Origin of the sequence: Xanthomonas sp. MUS 060, assembly GCF_000963215.1 — a bacterium.
Classification (GTDB): Bacteria; Pseudomonadota; Gammaproteobacteria; order Xanthomonadales; family Xanthomonadaceae; genus Xanthomonas_A.
Genome location: NZ_JZIM01000006.1, coordinates 49,412 through 72,205, shown reverse-complemented (window position 1 = coordinate 72,205; position 22,794 = coordinate 49,412). Strand labels below are relative to the sequence as shown.

The following is a 22,794-nucleotide window of genomic DNA, read 5'->3' as shown; positions in this document are numbered from 1 at the left end:
TGGCGGAATATTGTGTTCGACCGGGGCGTGCCGCTCACGTGTCCGGCGCGATGCGCATGTCGCGCTCGATGCCGACATCGACAAGATAGTCGATGAAACTACGTACTTTCGGTGCCAGGTGGCTACGGTTGGCGTAGACAGCGTATACCCCGATTGCGCCGAACTGATGGTCGGGCAGGATCCGCACCAAGCGTCCATCTTCCAGCGCGGCTTCGGCCATGAAGTCGGGTTGTAGCACGATGCCCATGCCGGCGATGGCCGCTTCGCGCAGCATGTCGCCGTTGTTGACGCGTAGACTCCCGTGTACTCGGACCTGGGTATCGCCGTGCGGGCCATGCAGAAGCAGTGTGTCCAGCGGCATGTAACTGTAGCTAAGGAAGGCGTGGTCGGCGATCTCGCTGGGTTGGCGCGGGGTGCCGGCACGCGCGAGATAGGACGGTGCGGCGCACAGGTGCATCTGTGCCTCGCCGAGCTTGCGTGCGATCAGTGTTGGTGCCACTTGTCGGGTGATGCGGATCGCTAGATCGAAACCCTCCTCGACGATGTCCACCACCCGGTCCGACAGCGACAGGTCCAGCGCGACCTGCGGATAGCGCGCGCGATAGCCGGCCAGACGCGGCCCCAGTCGGGCGATGCTGAAGCTGAAGGGAGCGTTGATCCGCAATGTGCCCGATGGGGTCAGTGCCTGTTCGCCGACCGCCGCTTCCATCTCGTCGAACTCGGCCAGCAGCAGCTGGCAGCGCTGGTAATACGCGGTGCCGACGCTGCTCGGGCTGACCCGCCGGGTGGTGCGGTTGAGCAGCCGCGACCCCAGCCGCTGCTCCAGCCATGCGACCTGGCGGGTGACGCTGGCGGTTGAGATACCGAGTGCGTCGGCGGCGGCATTGAAGCTGTTGCGATCGACCACGGCGACGAACACCCGCATCGCCTCGAGCGTATCCATTGTTGCTGTTCCTGATATGGATTGTCGGTTTGAGGGTAATTTATTTCGCACATGCGCGGGAATACCCTGCGGTACTGCAAGCGCGCGCCGCCCCCGCGCCCTTGCGGTGCTGTGGTGTCTAGTCAAGTTTGGAAACCTGCCTATGGTCCGTTTGCCTTCGCTCTACATTTCCCATGGTTCGCCGATGACCGCCTTGCAGCCTGGTCTGCTCGGGACCCGACTGGCGGAACTGGCCGCAACCCTGCCGCGACCACGCGCCATCGTGATCGCCTCGGCGCATTGGATGGGCGGGCAGCCGCTGGTCGGCGCTGCGGCGCGACCGCAGACCATCCACGATTTCGGCGGTTTTCCCGACGCACTGTATGCGATGCAGTATCCGGCGCCGGGTGCGCCGGCACTGGCGCAGACCGTCGCCGAGTTACTCGAGCGCGCGGGCCTGCATCCGGCCATGGACCAGAGCCGTGGCCTGGATCACGGCGTGTGGGTGCCGCTGTCGCTGCTGTATCCGCAGGCCGACATCCCGGTGGTGTCGTTGTCGATCCAGCCGCAGTTGGGCCCGGCGCACCATCTGGCCTTGGGACGTGCGCTGGCGCCATTGCGTGCCGATGGCGTGCTGGTGATCGGCTCGGGCAGCATCACCCACAACTTGCACGACCTCGGTCGCTACGCCGAGGGGAAAGAGCTGCACTACGTGCGTCCGTTCATCGAATGGGCCGAGCAGGCGCTGCGCGGCGACGACCTGGCGGCGCTGCTGGACTACCGTCGTCAGGCACCATTCGCCGAGCGCGCGCATCCCACCGACGAACATTGGTTGCCGATCTATGTGGCGATGGGAGCGGCCGGCACCGTCGGTCTGGGCGCGCAGCGCATCGATGCCGGCATTGACGCCGGGCTGTTGGCGATGGACATCTATCGTTTCGACGGCGCGTCTGCCTGAACGCCGCCGCGCACGGTCGAGCTGAGCGGTTCATTGCAATGCAAGCTGCCTCCGGCCTGAGTCTCACAGCGTGAGACTCAGGCCGGGCATCCTTGACCAGTGAACCTCCTCGATAAACTCGCCGTGCTCGCCGACGCAGCCAAGTACGATGCGTCCTGTGCCTCCAGTGGTGCCGCTGCGCGTCACTCGCTGCGCAGCGGTGGTATCGGCAGCACCGAAGGCATGGGCATCTGCCATTCGTACACGCCAGATGGGCGTTGCGTGTCGCTGTTGAAGATGCTGCTGACCAATTTTTGCGTGTTCGATTGCGCCTACTGTGTCAATCGCGTTTCCAGCAATGTACGCCGTGCGCGCTTCACTCCTGCCGAAGTGGTCAAGCTGACGCTGGATTTCTACAAGCGTAATTACATTGAGGGTCTCTTCCTTTCCAGCGGCATCATCCGCAACAGCGACTACACCATGGAGCAGTTGGTGGAGGTGGCGCGGCAGTTGCGACAGGAGCATCGCTTCGCTGGTTACATTCACCTCAAGACCATTCCCGATGCGGCGCCGGAACTGCTGGCCGCCGCTGGTCGCTATGCCGACCGGCTCAGCATCAACGTTGAGTTGCCGACCGAACGCGGTCTGGCGCAACTGGCGCCGGAGAAGAGTGTCGGTGGCATTCGCGCGGCGATGGGCGAGCTGCGTTGGCGGATCGAGGAAGATAAAGAGGCACGCCAGAGCGCACCGCGGCGGCGCGCCAAGACGCCGCGTTTTGCCCCGGCCGGGCAGAGCACGCAGATGATCGTCGGGGCCGATGGCGCCGACGACCGCGCGATCTTGCGCACTAGCCACAATCTTTATGGCAATTACCGTTTGCGACGGGTTTACTACTCCGCGTTTAGCCCGATTCCCGATGCCTCCAAGATACTGCCGTTGCAGGCCCCGCCACTGCAGCGCGAACATCGTTTGTATCAAGCCGACTGGTTGCTGCGTTTCTACGACTTTTCGGTGGAAGAAATTGCGCCGGCCACAGCCAGCGGTATGCTTGATCTGGACGTGGACCCCAAATTGGCCTGGGCGCTACGCCATCCGGAGCGTTTCCCGGTGGATTTGAACAGCGCCGCGCGCGAATTGCTGTTGCGCGTGCCAGGCTTGGGGGCACGTAACGTTGAGCGGTTGCTGCTGGCGCGGCGGCATGCGCGGCTGCGGGTCGAGGACCTGGCACGGTTACGGGTGCCGTTGAAGAAGCTGCTGCCGTTCGTCAGCGTGCTCGACCACCATCCGCGGCAGCGGTTGGACGATCCGCAGCGCTTGCGCGCGCAGTTAGCACCACCGCCGCGTCAGGGTGGCCTGTTTGACTGAGAACAATCATCGCGCGTTGCAACTGCCGACTTCGCGCTGTGGCAAGGGCGCAAGCGACGCTCATCGCGATGACCGTGGTGAGGTACGTGTGTCGTGCGTGCCGGTTCTGTTGTAGGCGTGCGCGGGCAGCGCGGTGTTTCAGGCTGAGATACATCCGCCATGGAGCCTAGAGGCGTGGCGCGGTGCGGCGCGGGCGGCATGGTGTGCGCAGGTGACGCCGGAATTACTGCTGTGGAACGGCGATGCGCAGGGCTGTTTGCTGGCGGGCACAGAGTTGGCTGGACTGTCGGCGAGGGTGCCGCCGCCGCGGGTGTCGGCGCAGTTCCTGGCGCTTGCTGGCGCAGTGTTGTGTCATCGCGATCCACAGCGGCATGCGCTGTTGTACCGCCTGCTGTGGCGCATTGCCGGTGGTGATCGCACGCTACTGCAACGGGTGACCGATGCCGACGTGCATCGCGCACAGCAGTGGGCGCAGGCAGTGCGCCGTGGAAGTCACAAGATGAAGGCATTCGTGCGCTTCCGCGAAGTGCCAGGCGAGCACGATGCCTACGTCGCTTGGTTCGAGCCGGAGCACTACATCGTTGATCGCATCGCCCCGTTTTTCGCGCGTCGTTTCGCCGGGATGCGCTGGGCGATTCTCACCCCCTACCGTAGCGTGCGCTGGGACGGTAGCGCGTTGCAGTTCGGCCTGGGCGCGCAGCGTGCCGATGTGCCGGCCGACGATGCACAGGAGACGTTGTGGCGCACCTACTACGCCAACATCTTCAACCCGGCGCGACTCAATCCGACGATGATGCGCCAAGAGATGCCGCAGAAATACTGGAAGAACCTGCCGGAAGCGCAATTGCTGCCGGCGCTGATTCGCGATGCCGGGCCGCGCGTGCGCGAGATGGCCGAACGCGTGCCGGTGCCGGTGCGCCGGCGCATCCCGGCGGCGTCACCGGCACCGGCCGTCCTCGCCGATGACAGCTTGGACGGGCTGCGTGTGGCCGCGCGCGCGCGCCGTCGCTGTGCGTTGTGGCAACCGGCGACGCAGAGCGTGTTCGGCGAGGGACCGCAGACCGCCGCAGTGATGGTGGTGGGCGAACACCCTGGCGACGAGGAAGACCTCAGCGGGCGGCCGTTCGTTGGCCCGGCCGGGCGCTTGTTCGACTGTGCGCTGGAAGAACTCGGCATTGCTCGCGATGGCCTGTACCTGACCCATGCAGTCAAGCATTTCCGCTTCGCGCAACGCGGCAAGGCACGGCTGCAGCGCAAGCCCGAACGCACGCATGTAGAAGCCTGCGGCATCTGGCTGGCCGGCGAGTTGGCGCGGGTGCGTCCACGCATCGTGCTGTGTCTCGGGGCGACAGCGGCGCATGCGGTACTCGGCAGCAGCTTTGCGCGGATGGCACGGCGCGGCCAGTGGCAGACCTTGGCCGATGGCACCCGCGTCCTCGTCACCGTGCATCCGTCATGGGTGTTGCGTCAGCGCGGCAGCAAGGCGGGCGAGGCCGCCTATCGCGGTTTCGTCGCTGATCTGCACACGTTGGCGCAGGATCCGAGCACTCCCCGCATGACAACACATCCACAGGGCGCGGCGAGTGAGCGGTGCACCGCCGTTGATGACACCATTTCCGGTGCCTGAGGTCGATCTGGACAGGTGTGTGGGGAGCTGCGGCGCGTGTCGATTTTTCCACAAAGCGCAGTCACACGAAGTGGGTAGGGACTGCGCAACGTGGCGTCGACGCCTCGGCGAAGGCAGGGTCTCGTCTGGCTGTTTCTGCGCTAGAGCATCCGCCGATAAAACGCGCCCGTTTCCGTAGCGAACCCGTCGAGCGGAAAGGCACATCTGGACACAGGGGCCGCCGGCCGATCAAGCGCCATCCCTGCTTGCTTGGTCATGGCCGCGCCTGTGTGTCTGCTTGGGCGGATAGGGTGGGGAGTTGCGATAAATCAGGTTTCGTCCGCTCGACGTTGCAGCGCTTGGCGCCGATCCTGTGTTCGCACTGTCTTCCCGATGACAAGCCGTGCATCTGAATCACATGGATGCCGCAGGCTCTCGCCGACACAACGTGATCGGCCTCAGCCATTGATTGGATGTCGGGGGCGTGCCTATCAACCGCACGATCAAATCGCAGAAATGGAGGATGGCATGAAGTACTACCACTACGGTCCGATGTCGATTCTGGACAAGGTAAAGCGGCTGGGCGGCAGGAAGGGCTGGGAATTCATCGAGAGCGCGCAGGATCAGTCGGAAGGCAAGCCGACGGCGTGCTATGTCACGCGCCTTTCGCCGCAGGAGCTCGCCGAAAACAGTAGCCCCGTGGCGCGCGTGTTGGGTCTGAAAGCAACGCAAGGCGATGCTTGGCTCTGCTTCGAAATGGACCTCCCCGATACCTGGGAGCAAAGCGGAGCTGCCGTGCTCATCACTCCAATCAAGGGCGATAGGGGCAAGCAGGGAATCGCACTATTTCTGGCCAAGCAAAGGGGCTATGCCGAAAGCCTCGATCAAGACGTAGATGAGCGTAGCGGCTACATTTATATCAACCGCGCCTATTGCACGCAGATATGGACCATCAGCACGGCGACGGGCAAGGGAAAGAAGTTCGAGGAATACAACACGTAGTCGGCGCTGGCGTCTGCCGTGGCGTCTGCTCGCACGAAGATGTCGGGGGACGGATGCGGCTCCGCGCAGCAGAAGCCAGGATGAATGATCGCCGCCTTTGGGCGCGCCTGCGCAGCAGGGGCGTTCAGAGGCGGATCCTTTGATCGCCTGTCGGTACGTTGCAGCAAATAGCGGCAACCTTGCACCGCTGTCATCGAGCGTGTAGCTGTCGCAAAACATGCGATGAGGCGCCGCTTGGCATGGACGTACAGGCCCTGGCGAAATGCTCGCCGATCAGGTCTGGAGCAACCGATGCCTGGCTTGCGTCCTGTGAAAATGACCGACGCCCACACACTTTGGCCTGTACTTTTTGCAGGCCGTGCCGAGGTCATGCGTCGCGGCTGCGGGGCGTGGTCGAGGCATTTGCGTCCAACCGCCTACCGCAGCACTGTGGCGAAATGCTCGCCGATCAGGTCTGGAGCAACCGATGCCTGGCTTGCGTCCTGTGAAAATGACCGACGCCCACACACTTTGGCCTGTACTTTTTGCAGGCCGTGCCGAGGTCATGCGTCGCGGCTGCGGGGCGTGGTCGAGGCATTTGCGTCCAACCGCCTACCGCAGCACTGGACATCGCCGCCGTGTTGCGCTTTGCTTGCCGTTTCCCCCATTCATGGGGGGCGCCGCCGCGCGGCGCCGCCCGGACGAGCATGCATTCGATTGAAGTGGTTTTGGCGATGTTGTTGGCGGTGGTCGCCAGCGGCTATCTGGTGCGCGTGTTGCCGTTTTCGTTGCCCTTGCCGTTGGTGCAGATCGGCTTGGGGGCCATCATCGCCGGCGTGTTCAAGAAGGGCTATGCGCTGGAGCCGGAACTGTTCTTCCTGTTGTTCCTGCCGCCGCTGTTGTTCCTGGACGGCTGGCGCATTCCCAAGCAGGGGCTGTTCCGCGACAAGGGCGCGATCCTGGAACTGGCGCTGGGGCTGGTGGTTTTCACCGTGGTCGGTATGGGCTGCCTGATCCACTGGATGATCCCGACGATGCCGCTGGCGGTGGCTTTCGCGCTGGCTGCGGTGGTGGCACCCACCGATCCGACTGCGGTGTCTTCGATTGCCGCGCGCGCGCCGATCCCCAGGCGGCTGATGCACATCCTGGAAGGCGAATCGCTGCTCAACGATGCCTCTGGCCTGGTCTGTTTCCAGTTCGCGGTGGCTGCGGCGATCACCGGTACGTTTTCGCTTGCCGCTGCCTCGCTGACGTTCCTGTGGGTGGCCTTGGTCGGCGTGGCGGCCGGGGTCGTGGTGGTTCTGGGTACCAGTCTGGCGCAGCGCTGGATCTGGCGACACGTTGGCGAGGAGCCGGGCGCGGCGATCCTGGTCAACTTGCTGCTGCCGTTCGCCGCCTACCTGTTGGCCGAGTCGATCAATGCCTCCGGCATTCTCGCCGCGGTCTCTGCCGGTATCAGCATGAGTTACGTGGAGTTGAGCGGCCGTGCCCCGGGGAGCATGCGCGTGCAGCGCTCGGCGGTGTGGGATATGGTCCAGTTCACCCTCAAGGGCATCATGTTTGTGCTGCTCGGCGAGCAGTTGCCGGGCATCGTGCAGGGCGCCATGCACAACATCGACGAGGCCGGGCACCTGAATCCATGGTGGTTGCTCGGTTATGCGCTGGCGATTTACATCGGCCTGTTGCTGTTGCGCTTTTTGTGGGTATGGCTCTCGCTGCGCTGGAACTTGCTCAAGGCGCGGCGCCGTGGCGAGCACCGACGCAGTCCACCGTGGCGCGTGGTGGTAGCGACGTCGCTGGCTGGGGTGCGCGGTGCGATCACCCTGGCCGGTGTGCTGACGTTGCCGTTGGCGCTACCCAGTGGTGCCGCATTTCCGACGCGTGATTTGGCGATCTTTCTAGCCAGCACGGTGATCGTCACCTCGTTGTTGGTCGCCAGCCTGGCGTTGCCGCGTCTACTACGCGGCCTGAAATTACCCGAAGAATCCAGCGACCGTTTGGAAGAGGATCTGGCCCGACGCGAATCTTCGCGTGCCGCGTTGGCGGCGGTGGAGAAACTGCGTCAGCGGCTGGTACAGGACAGCGAACATGCCGATCTCTACAACGAAGCGGCCAACCGGGTCAGCATGCTGTATCAGCGCCATCTCGACCATGGCGATGCGATGGAGAGCGATCCGGAGGAGGCGCGACGCCTGGACAACGTCGTGCGGCAGTTGCGCAATGCCGGCCTGCAGGCCGAACGTCAGGAATTATTCAAGCTTACCCGTCAACGCAAGGTTTCCGACGAAATCGCGCGGCGCTTGATCCGCAACCTGGATCTGCTGGAAGCCCGGCGCAAGAGTTGAACGACTCCGGTGTGCCGGAGCGGTAAACCGCGCGAACGGATTGGTTGCGAATGTGGCCTGGAGGCCGGTAGCACGCCGACGCGGTTCGTCGGCGTGGCCGGTGGGTTTTTCCGCGTGCGCATCGTCTTACTTGGTTGGGAGCCAGTACGCTTCGACGGTGCCCTTGATCTTCATCGTCATCGGATTACCACGGCGGTCGCGCGATTTGCCGACCTGCACGCGGATCCAGCCTTCGCTGATCGAATACTCTTCTACGTTGTCGCGCTCCACCCCATTGAAACGGATGCCGACGCCGCGCGATAGCGCCTGGGCATTGTGGAATGGGCTGTGCGGGCTGAGGGCCAGGTGATCGGGGGGCGTATCGGACATCGGATGAGTTGACGTGTGGCGGCGGACAGCGCCGTCTTCCGGTGGCGAAGCATAAATGCTCGCGACGCCGTTGCCGAGCTTCGTTGCGCTTCCGTCGCCGCGTCGGGCACGGCACACTGGTCGTCCCGTGATGCCGATTGCACCGCCATGCCCGATAACAGTGCCGACTACGAAGACCCCGAGGACGCGTTCGGCGATGTGGACGAGGACGACCCGGACACCCAGCAGGGGCTGATCTGGAACCTGCTGCTGCTGATCAATCCCGGCGACGAAGAAAGCGCGCTGCGTCAGTTCGATGCCTACCGCGAACTTGCTGGCGAGACTGAGCGCGCGGGCCAGGATTGGCTATGGGTGCTGAAGGACGCGATCGACTGGAGCGCCGGTTTCTACGTGGACGGCAACGATTGCGAGGCACTGATCGGGGCGATTGATGAATTGGCCGCGCGCTGGAACCTGCGCATCGATTGGGGCGGCGACGTCGATGACGAGGATTTTTTCGAGCGCCACGATGCCGTGTCGCTGTTGACGCTGGCCGATGAGCGCTTGCGCGAATATGGCTATAGCGTCTGGTGCTGGGACACCGGCAACGCGTTCCGTGCCGGCTGGATGGCACGCAGCCGCGATGACCAGGATATGCAGCGGTTGGCCGCGATACTCGGGATCGATCTGCGCCCAGGCAGCGACCCGTTTTGATGGATGGAATGTGCCGGATCAGGTCCGGGCCGCGAAGGGCCCAGACCGGCTTGCCTCAATGTCAGTTCTTCGCCGTCCTGGCGACCGCCGCTTCGCTTACCTTCGAGCCGCCTTTGTTGATGGAGACGACCAGGAATTGGTAGATCGTGTCGGGCGTGAAGCCTTGCAGTGTGGATTGTGTGCCACGGGTGACCGTATACGAGATGATTTCGCTGGTGTTGTAGTTATACGCGATGACCAAGTAGCCGGTCGCGTTGGTCGCAGGGTTCCATTGCACCATGCTGGTCGTCTTGGTGGTGCTGACGTTGATGCCGCGCACCTGACTCGGCGATGACGTGCTGCTGTCCTTGCCTTCCAGCAGTGAGCTGAACAATATCGACGAGGACACAATCGAACCCAGGCCGCTGGCGTTGTCGTAACCAATGCCTGAGGAAAATCCGGCGACGCCGTTGAACAGGCTGGCGTTGCCGTTGCTGCCATCGAGGATATCGCGGGTGATCGTGGACGTGTTGCCGCTGACGTTGCTGTAAAGGAACGGATTGGCGAAGCCGATCCGGCCCATTTGCACGTACTGATGTGCCTGGTTGGCGATGGTCATGAAGCTGGCCCAGATCGGCGCCGAGACGCTGGTGCCGCCAACGTTCATCCAGCCGCCTTGCAGTCCGGAGTAGATCGCAACCCCCGTGCTTGGGCTGGCCACAGCGGTCACGTCAGGGAAATTGCGCAGCGTGGACGAACCGCCGTTGGACGTGGCGATCGAGACCTTGGTGATTGTGCCGGGCCTTCCGCCGTCGCCGCGAACCATTTGGTAATCGGGGATTGGCCAGTAGTTGCTGAAGCCGCCGCCGGTCGCACCGTATCCGATACCGAGCAGATTCCAGGTTTCTTCGCCCAGATAGCTGCCATCCTGTCGCGTGAACAGCGCGGTGCCGCCCACGGAGGTGACCAGCGGTTGGGTACCCGGATCCTCGCCGTGCCGGCCGATGCCGAGCCGCGCGTAAGCACCTTGATCGCCGGCACTGACGTAGACGCCCTGACCTTGCGCCACCATCTGTGTCAGTACCTGGCCTTCCGCAGCCATTGCTTGAGTGCCAACCATTTCCTCATCTATTCCATAGGAAATGCTGACGGTCTGAGCCGTATTGTCGTCGGCCATCGCGCCCAATGCCGCCAGCAACGCTGTCGGGAACGCGTCGTCGCCTTCCTCGTAGACTTGGATCTGCTGCAACTGCGGGTTCACCGCGATCGCCATTTCGATGTCCAGCGCTGCCTCGCCAGCGATGCTTGGATCGTTGACAGCACCGCCGTAGCCGTTGACGCTGCGTACCTTTATCGGCACGTTCGGCAGTTTGAACATTTTCTCGTAAGTGGCGATGTCGCTGCTCAGGAAGCCGCCTAGCTCGAACACCGCCAGGGTTTCCGACTTGCCCGGCGCCAGTTGGTTGGGAATGCTATAGGCCTTGCGGATATCCTGCGGGCTGAAGCCGCCATTGGGGCCATGCCCGACGTCCTGGGGAATGGCTTGCAGGCCGCGCGCGGCGCGATCCTGGTTCATGGCGGCGCGTGCGGCTGGATCGGTGGGTGCGTGGATGGCCAGCGTTGCCGAGCGGTTGGCGTTGTCCAGTCCGACGATGCCACCGACATGGCCGACCAATTCACTGGGTAACTGCGGTTGTTGATCGGCCGAGAAGAAGGTCTTGCCGTCCTGATCCTGATAGCGGTCGAAGTTCACCCCGAGCTGCTTGGAGAAAGTGTCAGCCGACGCGCTTACGGTGATCAGCGAACCTGCGCCGCCGATACTCTTGATCTGCATGCCACAAGCTTGCGCGTATGCTTTGACCGCATCGATATCGCTCTGGCGCGCGCCGAAGCGCGTAGCGAATTCACTGGAATTGAGGTAGTGCCCGTACAGTGGATCGCCTGGTTGCGAGACGTGCATCGCGTAGTCGTAAGCGCCAGCGCCGTCTTTCAACGGCAGTATCATCACCAGGTTGATCGCTGTGCTGGGTGCCAATGCACTGAGCTTTTTTGCACTTTGTAACTGCTTTGGCAGAGTGGTCAGCTCCGGTGTGGTGGTCTGGTTTTGCTGTGGCGTGGCGATCGCGTTGGCGGAAAGTGCAGCCAGGAAGGCTAGATACAGGGAGAAGTGGCGGAACAGGGGGACATCTTTTTTCATGCGGAAGTGCCTTCGTTTTAGGAGGGACTACGAATCGCATTGCCTGAACGGCGTTCACGCGCACGCCGCAGCACCGGCAGACCGGGATGCGAGGACATGGATAAGAGGGAGAAGAGTCTCGGCGACTCGGTTTCGAGTATAGGTCTGCGACTGTCCGTACCGTAGACAAATGGCGGGGCGGCTTCGGCAGCATGTGCACAGCGAAATAGTGCTGGAATGTCCGTGTGACTGGCGTTTGACGTTGCACATAAGCTGTTGCATGCCATGTTGTTGTGGCGCGCTTGGAGCCCGCCATGCATGGCATTTTTTCACGCGATTTTTCGCGTCTTATCGTGTTGGTTTTTAGCTGGCCTCGCCACGGACTTGCGCGCGGGCTTGGTGGATCATCACCTTCATCTGTTCGTGAAGGGTGTATCGCGACATCGGGATTGCCCCCAGGCGGATCGCCTCCTCGCGCAGCGCGGCGGGCATGGCGTCGTGCGCGTTGTGATACTGACAACGCGTTCCGTGCCGGCTGGATCGCACGCAGCCGTGACGATCAGGATATGCAGCGGTTGGCCGCGATACGTGGGATCGATCTGCGCCCAGGCAGCGACCCGTTTTGATGGATGAAATGTGCCGGATAAGATCCGGGCCGCGAACGGCCCGGACTCACCTTGCATGGACGTCAGTTCTTGGCAGTCTTGGCGATCGCTGCTGTGCTCACACTCGAGCCGCCTTTGTTCAAGGAGACGACCAGGAATTCATAAGTCCTGTCCGGGGTAAAGCCTTGCAGTGTGGATTGCGTGCCGCGGCTGATCGTATACGAGACGAGGTTACCGATATTGTAGTCATACGCGACGATCAAGTAGCCGGTTGCGTTGGCCGCAGGGCTCCATTGCACCGTGCTGGTCGTCTTGGTGGTGCTGACGCTGACACCGCGCACCGGACCTGGCGGTGTCGTGCTGCTGTCTTTGCCATCCATGAGTGCGCTGAACAATAGAGATGAGGACGCAATCGAACCCAGGCCACTCGTGTTGTCGTAACCCATGCCTGCAGAAAATCCGGCCACGCCGTTGAACAGGCTGGCGTTGCCGTTGCTGCCATCGAGGATATCGTTGTTGATCGTGGATATGTTGCCGTTGACCTTGCTGTAAAGGAACGGATTGGCGAAACCGATCTTGCCCATCGCCAAGTACTGATGTACCTGGTTGGTGATGCTCATGAAGCCGGCCCAGATCGGCGCCGAGACGCTGGTGCCGCCAAGGTTGACCCAGCCACCTTCCAGTTCGGAGTAGATCGCAACCCCCGTGCTTGGGCTGGCCACAGCGGCCACGTCAGGGAAATTGCGCAGCGTGGACGAACCGCCGTTGGACGTGGCGATCGAGACCTTGTTGATGCTGCCTGGCGTCCCGCCGAGGCTGCTGGGGACCATCTGGTAATCGGGGATTGGCCAGTAGCTGCTGACACCGCCGCCGGTTGCACCCAAGCCGATGCCGAGCAGGTTCCAGGTTTCTTCGCCCAGATAGCTGCCATCCTGTTGAGTGAACAACGTGGTGCCGCCCACCGAGGTGACCAGCGGTTGGGTGCCCGGATCCTCGCCGTGCAGGCCAATGCCGCTGCGCGCGTAAGCACCTTGATCGCCTGCACTGACGTAGACGCCCTGACCTTGCGCCACCATCTGTGTCAGTACCTGGCCTTCCGCAGCCAGTGCCGGAGTGCCCATCAGCTCCTCATCCAGGCCGTAGGAAATGCTGACCGTTTGCGCCGTATTGTCGTCGGCCATCGCGCCCAATGCCGTCAGCAGCGCCGTCGGGTACGCATCGTCGCCTTCCTCGTAGACCTGGATCTGCTGCAACTGCGGATTCACCGCGATGGCCATGTCGATGTCCAATGCCGCCTCCATGGACACCAGTGAGTTGTTGACCGCTCCGTTATAGCCGTTGACGTTGCGCACTTTCACCGGCACGTTCGGCAGCTTGAACGTCTTCTCGTAAGTGGCGATGTCGCTGCTCAGGAAGCCGCCTTGCTCGAAGATGGCCAGCGTTTCCGATTTGCCCGGCACCAGTTGAGTGGGAATGCTATAGGCCTTGCGGAGGTCCTGCGGGCTGAAGCCGCCATTGGGGCCATGCCCGGCATCCTGGGTAGAGGCTTGCAAATTGTGCGCGGCGCGTTGCTGATTCATGGCGGCGCGTGTGGCCGGATCGGTGGGCGCTTTGATGGCCAGTGTTGCATAGCGGTCGGCGTCGTGCAGTCCAACGATGCCGCCGACATGGCCGACCAATTCGCTGGGTAACTGCGGTTGCTGATCGGCCGGCATTTTTTCACGCGATTTTTCGCGTCTTATCGTGTTGGTTTTTAGCTGGCCTCGCCACGGACTTGCGCGCGGGCTTGGTGGATCATCACCTTCATCTGTTCGTGAAGGGTGTATCGCGACATCGGGATTGCCCCCAGGCGGATCGCCTCCTCGCGCAGCGCGGCGGGCATGGCGTCGTGCGCGTTGTGATACTGACAACGCGTTCCGTGCCGGCTGGATCGCACGCAGCCGTGACGATCAGGATATGCAGCGGTTGGCCGCGATACGTGGGATCGATCTGCGCCCAGGCAGCGACCCGTTTTGATGGATGAAATGTGCCGGATAAGATCCGGGCCGCGAACGGCCCGGACTCACCTTGCATGGACGTCAGTTCTTGGCAGTCTTGGCGATCGCTGCTGTGCTCACACTCGAGCCGCCTTTGTTCAAGGAGACGACCAGGAATTCATAAGTCCTGTCCGGGGTAAAGCCTTGCAGTGTGGATTGCGTGCCGCGGCTGATCGTATACGAGACGAGGTTACCGATATTGTAGTCATACGCGACGATCAAGTAGCCGGTTGCGTTGGCCGCAGGGCTCCATTGCACCGTGCTGGTCGTCTTGGTGGTGCTGACGCTGACACCGCGCACCGGACCTGGCGGTGTCGTGCTGCTGTCTTTGCCATCCATGAGTGCGCTGAACAATAGAGATGAGGACGCAATCGAACCCAGGCCACTCGTGTTGTCGTAACCCATGCCTGCAGAAAATCCGGCCACGCCGTTGAACAGGCTGGCGTTGCCGTTGCTGCCATCGAGGATATCGTTGTTGATCGTGGATATGTTGCCGTTGACCTTGCTGTAAAGGAACGGATTGGCGAAACCGATCTTGCCCATCGCCAAGTACTGATGTACCTGGTTGGTGATGCTCATGAAGCCGGCCCAGATCGGCGCCGAGACGCTGGTGCCGCCAAGGTTGACCCAGCCACCTTCCAGTTCGGAGTAGATCGCAACCCCCGTGCTTGGGCTGGCCACAGCGGCCACGTCAGGGAAATTGCGCAGCGTGGACGAACCGCCGTTGGACGTGGCGATCGAGACCTTGTTGATGCTGCCTGGCGTCCCGCCGAGGCTGCTGGGGACCATCTGGTAATCGGGGATTGGCCAGTAGCTGCTGACACCGCCGCCGGTTGCACCCAAGCCGATGCCGAGCAGGTTCCAGGTTTCTTCGCCCAGATAGCTGCCATCCTGTTGAGTGAACAACGTGGTGCCGCCCACCGAGGTGACCAGCGGTTGGGTGCCCGGATCCTCGCCGTGCAGGCCAATGCCGCTGCGCGCGTAAGCACCTTGATCGCCTGCACTGACGTAGACGCCCTGACCTTGCGCCACCATCTGTGTCAGTACCTGGCCTTCCGCAGCCAGTGCCGGAGTGCCCATCAGCTCCTCATCCAGGCCGTAGGAAATGCTGACCGTTTGCGCCGTATTGTCGTCGGCCATCGCGCCCAATGCCGTCAGCAGCGCCGTCGGGTACGCATCGTCGCCTTCCTCGTAGACCTGGATCTGCTGCAACTGCGGATTCACCGCGATGGCCATGTCGATGTCCAATGCCGCCTCCATGGACACCAGTGAGTTGTTGACCGCTCCGTTATAGCCGTTGACGTTGCGCACTTTCACCGGCACGTTCGGCAGCTTGAACGTCTTCTCGTAAGTGGCGATGTCGCTGCTCAGGAAGCCGCCTTGCTCGAAGATGGCCAGCGTTTCCGATTTGCCCGGCACCAGTTGAGTGGGAATGCTATAGGCCTTGCGGAGGTCCTGCGGGCTGAAGCCGCCATTGGGGCCATGCCCGGCATCCTGGGTAGAGGCTTGCAAATTGTGCGCGGCGCGTTGCTGATTCATGGCGGCGCGTGTGGCCGGATCGGTGGGCGCTTTGATGGCCAGTGTTGCATAGCGGTCGGCGTCGTGCAGTCCAACGATGCCGCCGACATGGCCGACCAATTCGCTGGGTAACTGCGGTTGCTGATCGGCCGAAAAGAAGGTCTTGCCGTCCTTATCCTGATAGCGGTCGAAGTTCACCCCGAACTGCTTGGAGAACGTGTCAGCCGACGCGCTCACGGTGATCAGCGAACCTGCGCCACCGATGCTCTTGATCTGTATGCCATGGGCTTGCGCGTATGCTTTGACCGCATCGATATCGCTCTGGCGCGCGCCGAAGCGCGTAGCGAATTCGCTGGGAGTGAGGTAGTGCCCGTACAGTGCATCGCCTGGTTGCGAGACGTGCATCGCGTAGTCGTAAGCGCCAGCGCCGTCCTTCAACGGCAGTGTCATCACCAGATTGATCGCTGTGCTGGGTGCCAGTGCACTGAGCTTTTTTGCACTTTGTAACTGCTTGGGTAGAGTGGCCAACTCCGGTGTGGCGGTCTGGTTGTGCTGTGGCGCGGCGATCGCGTTGGCGGAAAGTGTAGTTAGCAATGCCAGAAATAGGGGGAAATGGCGGAACATGGGGACATCTTTTTTCATGCGGAAGTGCCTTCGTTTCAGGAGGTACTACGAATCGCATTGCCGGAACGGCGTTCACGCGCACGCCGCAGCACCGGCAGGCCGGGATGCGAGGACATGGATAAAAGGGTGAAGAGTCTCGGCGACTCGGTTTCGAGTATAGGTCTGCGACTGTCCGTGCCGTAGACAAATGGCGGGGCGGCTTCGGCAGCATGTGCACAGCGAATAGTGCTGGAATGTCAGTATGACTGGCGTTTGACGTTGCACATAAGCTGTTGCATGCCATGTTGTTGTGGCGCGCTTGGAGCGCGCCATGCATGGCATTTTTTCACGCGATTTTTCGCGTCTTATCGTGTTGGTTTTTAGCTGGCCTCGCCACGGACTTGCGCGCGGGCTTGGTGGATCATCACCTCCATCTGTTCGTGAAGGGTGTATCGCGACATCTGGATTGCCCCCAGGCGGATCGCCTCCTAGCGCGGCGCGGCGGGCATGGCGTCGTGCGCGTTGTGATACTGACAACGCGTTCCGTGCCGGCTGGATGGCACGCAGCCGCGATGACCAGGAGAGATGCAGTGGTTGGCCGCGATGCTTGGGATCGATCCGCGCCCAGGCAGCGCCCCGTTTTGATGGCATAAGGTCCGGGCCGCGAACGGCCCGGACCACCTTGCTTGTACGTCAGTTTTTGGCCGTCTTGGCGATCGCTAATTCGCTCACATTCACGCCGCCCTTGTTCACGGAGGCGATCTGGAATTCGTAGAGCGTGTTGGGCTTGAGGCCTTGCATCGTGTATTGCGTGCCGCGGGTGATCCCATACGAGATGCCGTGGCCGGTGCTGTAGTCATACGCGACGATCAGGTAGCCGGTCGCATTTTCCGCAGCGTTCCATTGCACCGTGCTGGTCGTCTTGGTGGTACTGATGCTCACGCCGCGCGGCTGACCCGGCGGTGTCGTGCTGCTGTCGTTGCCATTCTGCAGTGCATGGAACAATAGCAACGGAGACGATATCGAACCCAGACCGGTCGTGTTGTCATAGCCTAAACCGGCGGAAAAGCCGGCGATGCCGTTGAACATGCTGGCGTTGCCGTTGCTGCCGTCGAGGATATCGTTGATGCTCGTGGAGACGGTACCATTGAGGTTGCTGTAGAGGAACGGATTGGCAAAGCCGATCTGGCCCAGTCCCACATACTTGCGTGCATGGTTGATGATGGTCATGAAGCCGGCCCAGATCGGCGCCGAGACGCTGGTACCACCATAGTTGAGCCAGCCGCCTTGCAGTTCGGAGTAGATCGCAACCCCCGTGATTGGGTTGCCAACGGCGGCCACATCGGGAAAATTACGTAGGTTGGACGAACCGCCGTTAGGCGTGGCGATCGATACCTTGTTGGTGGTGTCGGGCGTCCCGCCTTTACTGCTGGGGACCAGTTGGTAATCGGGGATTGGCCAGTAGCTGCTGATGCCGCCGCCGCTTGCGCCTAATTTCTCGCCGAGCGCATTCCAGGTGTCTTCTACGCCATAGCTGCCATCCCGTTGCGTGAACAGCGTGGTGCCGCCCACCGAGGTGACCAGTGGTTGGGTGGCCGGATCCGAGCCTTGCAGGTCACCGTTTCCCCCATAGGCTCCATTGTCGCCGGAAGAGACGTAGACGCCCTGGCCTTGCGCCACCATCTGTGTCAGTACCTGGCCTTCCGCAGCCATTGCCTGGGTGCCGAGCAGTTCCTCATCTATTCCGTAGGAAATGCTGACGGTCTGCGCCGTATTGTCGTCGGCCATCGCACCCAATGCCGCCAGCAACGCTGTCGGGAACGCGTCGTCGCCATCCTCGTAGACCAGGATCTGCTGCAACTGCGGATTCATCGCGATTGCCATGTCAATGTCCAGCGCTGCCTCACTAGCTACGTTTGCATCGTTGACCGCACCGTTATAGCCGTTGATGCTGCGCACCTTCACCGGCACGTTCGGTAGTTTGAACGTCTTTTCGTAAGTGGCGATGTCGCTGCTCAGGAAGCCGCCTTGCTCGAACAGCGCGAGCGTTTCCGATTTGTCCGGCGCCAGTTGAGCGGGAATGTTATAGGCCTTGCGGAGGTCCTGCGGGCTGAAGCCGCCATTGGGGCCATGCCCTGCGTTCTGGGGAGCGGCTTGCAGGCCGTGTGCGATACGTTTCTGGTTCATGGCCGCGCGTGCCGCTGGATCGGTGGGCGCTTTGATGGCCAGGGTTGCGGAGCGGTTGGCGTCGTCCAGTCCGACGATGCCGCCGACATGGCCCACCAGTTCGCTGGGCAACTGCGGTTGCTGATCGGCCGAGAAGAATGTCTTGCCGTTCTGACCCTGATAGCGGTTGAAGTTCACCCCGAGTTGCTTGGAGAAGGTGTTGGCGGGCGCGCTCACGGTGATCAGCGAACCTGCGCCACCGATACTTTTGATCTGCATGCCATGGGCTTGCGCGTAAGCTTTGACCGCATCGATGTCGCTCTGGCGCGCGCCGAAGCGCTTGGCGAATTCGCTGGGGGTGAGGTAATGCCCGTACAGCGCATCGCCTGGTTGTGAGACGTGCATCGCGTAGTCGTAAGCGCCAGCGCCGTCCTTCAACGGTAGTGTCAGCACCAGGTTGATCGGTGTGCTGGGTGCCAGTGCACTGAGCTTCTTTGCACTCTGTAACTGCTTGGGCAAAGTGGCCAACTTCGGTGTGACGGTCTGGTTATGCTGTGGTGCGGTGATCGCGTTGGCGGAAGGTGCAGCCAGAAATGCCACATACAGGGGGAAGTGGCGGAACAGGAAAACATTTGTTTTCATACGAAAGTGCCTTCGTTTTAGGAGGTACTACGAATCGCATTACCGGAACGGCGCGCACGCGCACGCCGCAGCACCGGCAAGCCGGGATGCGAGGGCATGGATAAAAAGTCTGATTCAGAGTCTCGGCGACTCTGAGATCGATTATAGTTTAATACACTTTTCAAGTATAGTTCTGCGCCTATCGATAATGTAGACAAATGGGGGGCTTCGACAGCGTATGCGCAGCGAGATATTGCCAAAATGCACGTGTGGCTAGGGATAGACGTTGCAAATAGGCTGTCGCATGTAATGTTGCTGTGGCGCGCTCGGAGCGCGTCATGGCGTTTTTCACGCGTTTCTTACACTTTATCGTGGCAGTTTTTTAGTCGGCCTCGCCACGGACTTGCGCGCGGGCCTGGTGAATCAGCGCCTTCATCTGTTCGCGATGGGTGTGTCGCGACACAGGGATTGCACCCAGGCAGATCGTTTCCTCGCGCAGCGTGGCGGTAAGGTTGTGGTGCGCACGGTTGCTTGTTCTGGAAGGCGCGGCGGGGAATACCGAGTTGCGCCGCCATTGCGTGGAGTTCGTCCGGCGTATCGGCGAGAATGATGCCCACAACGCTGGCCGCGCCAGGGATGCACCGCATCGTCGATGTAGACCGCCATCGTGTCCGCTCAGACGTGGGATTGCGTCACTGCGTTGTTGGCGTTGCTCGCTGTTGCGTCTGTCCCTGCAACCGCAGGCGCATCATGCTCGGCGCTAGCGTGGCCGTCATCGCCGAGCGTTGTGTTGTCTTGCTCGGCGAACTCGGCGACCAACGCGTCGAGGTACTCGGCTGCGGTCTTGCTTTCCGCGGCGGCCAGTGCGTCGATCATCTGTTGCAACTGCGTCGAATAGTCGAGGGTGATTGTGTTGCCTTCCTGCTCCTGCACGTTGGCCAGATGCTTGAGCATCGCCAGCATCGGCACCGGGTTGTCGGCGTTGCCCATGGTTTGTCCACCGACCGCCAGTAGCCACTGTCGGCCTTGCAGGCCGATTGCGGCCAGTACGCGACCGTTCTTGTCCTGCAATACGGCGTGGTTGGCGATGGGCTGCTCGCGATCCAGGCGGGCGAAGGCACGCTGCGGCTGCTGTTTCTTGCGCTTATCGCGCTTGGCTTTGGAGGTCTTGGACACGGTGAGTCTCGTCTGCGAAGTCGCGTCCATTGTAAACACCGTCGTGCGGACCATCCCAACGCAGTCGTTACCGACCATGACGCCGTCGATGGAATTCCGGCTGTGTCAGGGTTGGGCGGTAGTTTCCGTGTTTGTGATCTTTGTCACCGTGACCGTGCCGTTGATCGTGCGCAGCGCGTCGCGGGCGGCCGCAGCGGCGACTTCCGGCGGGGTGGTGCGAGGCGATGCGGTTTGCACTTGCGCTTTGGCCGCTGTCGTGGGTGCCGCCGCAGGCGTCGCTGCTGGCAGCGTGGCGGGCACTGCGGCGGGGGTGGTCGCGGCCGCACTCATGTCCGGTACTTTGGTGTCGGCATCGGTTTGCAATTTGCCAAGAGCGAGGCTGTGGCCGGTGTCGGTGCTCGCGGCTTCTTCCGCATCTTTGGTCATCACCACGATGCTGATGCGACGGTTGATGGGATTGTTCGGCACCTGCTTGTCGAACAGCACCGACGAGGACAATCCGACCACGCGCGAAACTTTGTCTTCGCTCATGCCGCCAGTGACCAGTTCGCGTCGCGCGGCGTTGGCGCGGTCGGCACTGAGTTCCCAGTTGCTGTAGCCGTTCTTGCCGCTGTATTGGGTGACGTCGGTGTGGCCGGTGATGCTGATGTGGTTGGGAACCTGGTTGATGAACCCGGATAGCTCGTGGAGGATGTTGCGGGTATAGGGCTTGAGTAGCGCACTGCCGAGATCGAACATTGGGCGGTTTTCCTTGTCCACGATCTGGATGCGCAGCCCGTCCGGAGTCAGGTCCAGCAGCAACTGGTCTTTGAACGGTTCCAGTGCTTGACTCTTGTCGATGGCCTCCTTCAGCTCCTGCATCAGCGATTCCAGGCGCTGTTTTTCTTTTTCGCGTTGTGAGCTCTTGCTGTCGTCGCCCTTCAAACTCTTGCTGCCGAACGGATCCTTGTTGTTGCCACGCTGCAACTCCCCGGAACCACCGAGTTTGATCATCGAGGTGCTGGCACCGCCGGGCCCGGCCATGCCGGGGCTTGGCGCCGGGCTCTTGCCCGCCAGCGGACTGGGATTGCGAAAATACTCGGAGATCGCCGCCCGCTGTTCCTTGGTGGTGGCCGCGACCAGCCACAGCACCAGGAAGAACGCCATCATTGCGGTCACGAAGTCGGCATAGGCCACTTTCCACGCGCCACCGTGGTGCCCACCGCCCTGGACCTTCTTGACCCGACGGATGATGACGGTGGATTTGGTCTCGGCCATGACCGCGTTACTTGATCGTCTTCAGATGCGACTCGAAGTCGGCGAAACTCGGACGCACGTTGGTTGGCAGCGTTTTGCGCGCGAATTCCAGTGCGATCTTCGGGTTGTAGCCGCGCAGGCAGGCCAGCAGCGCGGTCTTCACCGATTCGTAGATGCGTCCGTCCTGTTCGGCGCGCGCTTCCATCGCCGCCGACAGCGGCGAAACGAAACCATACGCCATCAAGATGCCGAGGAAGGTGCCGACCAGCGCAGCACCGACGTGGTGGCCGATCTCCTCGATCGGGCCGCCGATGGACCCCATCGTGATCACGATGCCCAGCACCGCGGCGACGATGCCGAAGCCCGGTAGACCGTCGGACACCTTGCTCAGCGCGTGCGCCGGCGCCAGTGCCTCGTGGTGGTGCTTTTCTAGTTCCAGTTCCAGCAACGGTTCCAGTTCGTGCGGTTCGATGTTGCTACCGATCATCAGCCGCAGACAGTCGGTGATGAAGTCGAGCAGGTGATGGTCGGCCAGCACTTTCGGATAATTGCCGAAAATCGCGCTGGAGGCGGGGTTCTCGACATGGTCTTCCAGCGCCATGAAGCCATCGCGCCGTGCCTTGTTCAACAGCTCGTAGATGAGGGTGAGGGTGCCGCGATAGTCGTCGGCTTTGTACTGCGGTCCTTTGAACACGCCGACGATGCCGCCAAGGGTTTCCTTGACGATCTTGCCTGGTGTGCTGACCAGGAACGCGCCCAACGCCGAACCGCCGATGATCATCAGCTCGTAGGGCTGCCACAGCGCGCCGAGTTTGCCGTGCGAGAGCACGTAACCACCGACGACACTGACAAGGACGACGATGAAGCCAACGATAATGAGCATGGCAGGGGAGCCTGCGGACCGAAACGGGGATACCCTGTTGTCGGCTTGGCGGCGTGTTTCTGAAGATGCGACCGATGACCGAAGCGGGGCCGAGCTCGGATGCGGGGCGGTGTTGGCCCCTTGCATGTTCGCTGATGTGGTTGTTCAGCCGATCGCGCCACTGCCCTGGCGGACGCATTTGAGTGTCTCTCCCTGCCCGGACAACGTCAGCGTGGCTTGGTCAGGCAGGGGCTGCCAGAACGTGTTGCCGAGTGCATCGGCGTAGCGGGCTCCCGGTTCGGTCCCGGTCCCGGCACGGTGCAGATCCAGGCGGATGCCGCGCACCCGTAGGGCCAGGCGCTCGCCGGTCGCGTCGAGTGCGGCGGGGACGAGTTCCTCGCCGCAGCGCCATTGCACGGGCAGGACGTCGGACTGCCGTTCGACCGCCGTGGCCGCTGGCGCGGTGGTCGCTGCGGACCCTGCCGGTCTGCCCTGCGGCGATGTTGTCATGCGCTGGCAGGCGCTCAGGGTCAGCAACAGCGCCAGAAAGACAGTGAAACGGCGTGACGCGCGCATGCTGGTTCTCCTATGGGGCGGC

18 protein-coding genes and 1 pseudogene are annotated in these 22,794 nt (G+C 62.0%); 6 read left to right on the top strand and 13 right to left on the bottom strand.

Annotated features, from left to right (window positions below; genetic code table 11):
• Positions 1-34: 34 nt before the first annotated feature.
• Positions 35-943 (bottom strand): LysR family transcriptional regulator, encoded by a 909-nt coding sequence (locus XANALMUS060_RS08555; RefSeq protein WP_045738039.1) that lies wholly within the window; start codon positions 941-943, stop codon positions 35-37.
• A gap of 142 nt (positions 944-1,085) precedes the next feature.
• Here XANALMUS060_RS08555 and XANALMUS060_RS08550 point away from each other — a divergent pair, with 142 nt between their 5' ends.
• The 5 genes from XANALMUS060_RS08550 to XANALMUS060_RS08530 all read left to right on the top strand — a co-directional run bounded on the left by XANALMUS060_RS08550 (position 1,086) and on the right by XANALMUS060_RS08530 (position 8,156).
• Positions 1,086-1,880: a class III extradiol ring-cleavage dioxygenase gene (locus XANALMUS060_RS08550; protein ID WP_045738038.1), complete on the top strand. Its 795-nt coding sequence runs from the start codon at positions 1,086-1,088 to the stop codon at positions 1,878-1,880.
• A gap of 99 nt (positions 1,881-1,979) precedes the next feature.
• Positions 1,980-3,224: a putative DNA modification/repair radical SAM protein gene (locus XANALMUS060_RS08545; protein ID WP_045738037.1), complete on the top strand. Its 1,245-nt coding sequence runs from the start codon at positions 1,980-1,982 to the stop codon at positions 3,222-3,224.
• A 133-nt stretch (positions 3,225-3,357) separates the two neighbouring features.
• Positions 3,358-4,851: a UdgX family uracil-DNA binding protein gene (locus XANALMUS060_RS08540; protein ID WP_082064985.1), complete on the top strand. Its 1,494-nt coding sequence runs from the start codon at positions 3,358-3,360 to the stop codon at positions 4,849-4,851.
• Between the two features lie 507 nt (positions 4,852-5,358).
• Positions 5,359-5,832: a hypothetical protein gene (locus XANALMUS060_RS08535; RefSeq protein WP_152640442.1), complete on the top strand. Its 474-nt coding sequence runs from the start codon at positions 5,359-5,361 to the stop codon at positions 5,830-5,832.
• 686 nt (positions 5,833-6,518) lie between these two features.
• The gene (locus XANALMUS060_RS08530) at positions 6,519-8,156 is read left to right on the top strand and encodes a Na+/H+ antiporter (RefSeq protein ID WP_045738035.1); all 1,638 of its coding nucleotides are present in this window, start codon (positions 6,519-6,521) and stop codon (positions 8,154-8,156) included.
• Positions 8,157-8,282: 126 nt separating this feature from the next.
• Here XANALMUS060_RS08530 and XANALMUS060_RS08525 read toward each other — a convergent pair whose 3' ends face one another.
• Positions 8,283-8,525 carry a DUF3297 family protein gene (locus XANALMUS060_RS08525; protein WP_045738034.1) on the bottom strand — a complete coding sequence of 81 codons (243 nt, stop codon included), beginning with the start codon at positions 8,523-8,525 and terminating at the stop codon, positions 8,283-8,285.
• Positions 8,526-8,672: 147 nt separating this feature from the next.
• On the opposite strand from XANALMUS060_RS08525, the gene XANALMUS060_RS08520 reads away from it, so the two are divergent.
• The gene (locus XANALMUS060_RS08520; RefSeq protein WP_045738033.1) at positions 8,673-9,218 is read left to right on the top strand and encodes a hypothetical protein; all 546 of its coding nucleotides are present in this window, start codon (positions 8,673-8,675) and stop codon (positions 9,216-9,218) included.
• A gap of 61 nt (positions 9,219-9,279) precedes the next feature.
• Here the strand turns inward: XANALMUS060_RS08520 and XANALMUS060_RS08515 are convergent, their stop codons facing one another.
• From XANALMUS060_RS08515 to XANALMUS060_RS08475, 11 genes and pseudogenes are all read right to left on the bottom strand, one after another.
• Complete coding sequence (locus XANALMUS060_RS08515) at positions 9,280-11,394, bottom strand: protease pro-enzyme activation domain-containing protein (protein ID WP_045738032.1); 2,115 nt, start codon at positions 11,392-11,394, stop codon at positions 9,280-9,282.
• Between the two features lie 342 nt (positions 11,395-11,736).
• The gene (locus XANALMUS060_RS22650; protein WP_255352365.1) at positions 11,737-11,865 is read right to left on the bottom strand and encodes a hypothetical protein; all 129 of its coding nucleotides are present in this window, start codon (positions 11,863-11,865) and stop codon (positions 11,737-11,739) included.
• A gap of 196 nt (positions 11,866-12,061) precedes the next feature.
• Positions 12,062-13,693, bottom strand: coding sequence for a S53 family peptidase (locus XANALMUS060_RS08505; protein WP_052688130.1), 1,632 nt, complete (start codon positions 13,691-13,693; stop codon positions 12,062-12,064).
• 38 nt (positions 13,694-13,731) lie between these two features.
• Positions 13,732-13,860, bottom strand: coding sequence for a hypothetical protein (locus XANALMUS060_RS22645; protein WP_255352365.1), 129 nt, complete (start codon positions 13,858-13,860; stop codon positions 13,732-13,734).
• A gap of 196 nt (positions 13,861-14,056) precedes the next feature.
• Positions 14,057-16,174 carry a S53 family peptidase gene (locus tag XANALMUS060_RS08500; RefSeq protein WP_045738030.1) on the bottom strand — a complete coding sequence of 706 codons (2,118 nt, stop codon included), beginning with the start codon at positions 16,172-16,174 and terminating at the stop codon, positions 14,057-14,059.
• Between the two features lie 654 nt (positions 16,175-16,828).
• Positions 16,829-18,943 (bottom strand): protease pro-enzyme activation domain-containing protein, encoded by a 2,115-nt coding sequence (locus XANALMUS060_RS08495; protein ID WP_045738029.1) that lies wholly within the window; start codon positions 18,941-18,943, stop codon positions 16,829-16,831.
• A gap of 361 nt (positions 18,944-19,304) precedes the next feature.
• A pseudogene (locus XANALMUS060_RS18500) lies at positions 19,305-19,588 on the bottom strand (DUF4031 domain-containing protein).
• Between the two features lie 9 nt (positions 19,589-19,597).
• Positions 19,598-20,098: a hypothetical protein gene (locus XANALMUS060_RS08490; protein WP_045738097.1), complete on the bottom strand. Its 501-nt coding sequence runs from the start codon at positions 20,096-20,098 to the stop codon at positions 19,598-19,600.
• Positions 20,099-20,203: 105 nt separating this feature from the next.
• Complete coding sequence (gene motB, locus XANALMUS060_RS08485) at positions 20,204-21,355, bottom strand: flagellar motor protein MotB (protein WP_045738028.1); 1,152 nt, start codon at positions 21,353-21,355, stop codon at positions 20,204-20,206.
• Positions 21,356-21,362: 7 nt separating this feature from the next.
• A complete protein-coding gene (motA, locus tag XANALMUS060_RS08480; RefSeq protein ID WP_045728657.1) occupies positions 21,363-22,217 on the bottom strand; it encodes a flagellar motor stator protein MotA in 855 nt (284 codons plus the stop codon).
• Positions 22,218-22,361: 144 nt separating this feature from the next.
• Positions 22,362-22,772 carry a hypothetical protein gene (locus XANALMUS060_RS08475; protein ID WP_052688129.1) on the bottom strand — a complete coding sequence of 137 codons (411 nt, stop codon included), beginning with the start codon at positions 22,770-22,772 and terminating at the stop codon, positions 22,362-22,364.
• Between the last annotated feature and the right edge of the window lie 22 nt (positions 22,773-22,794).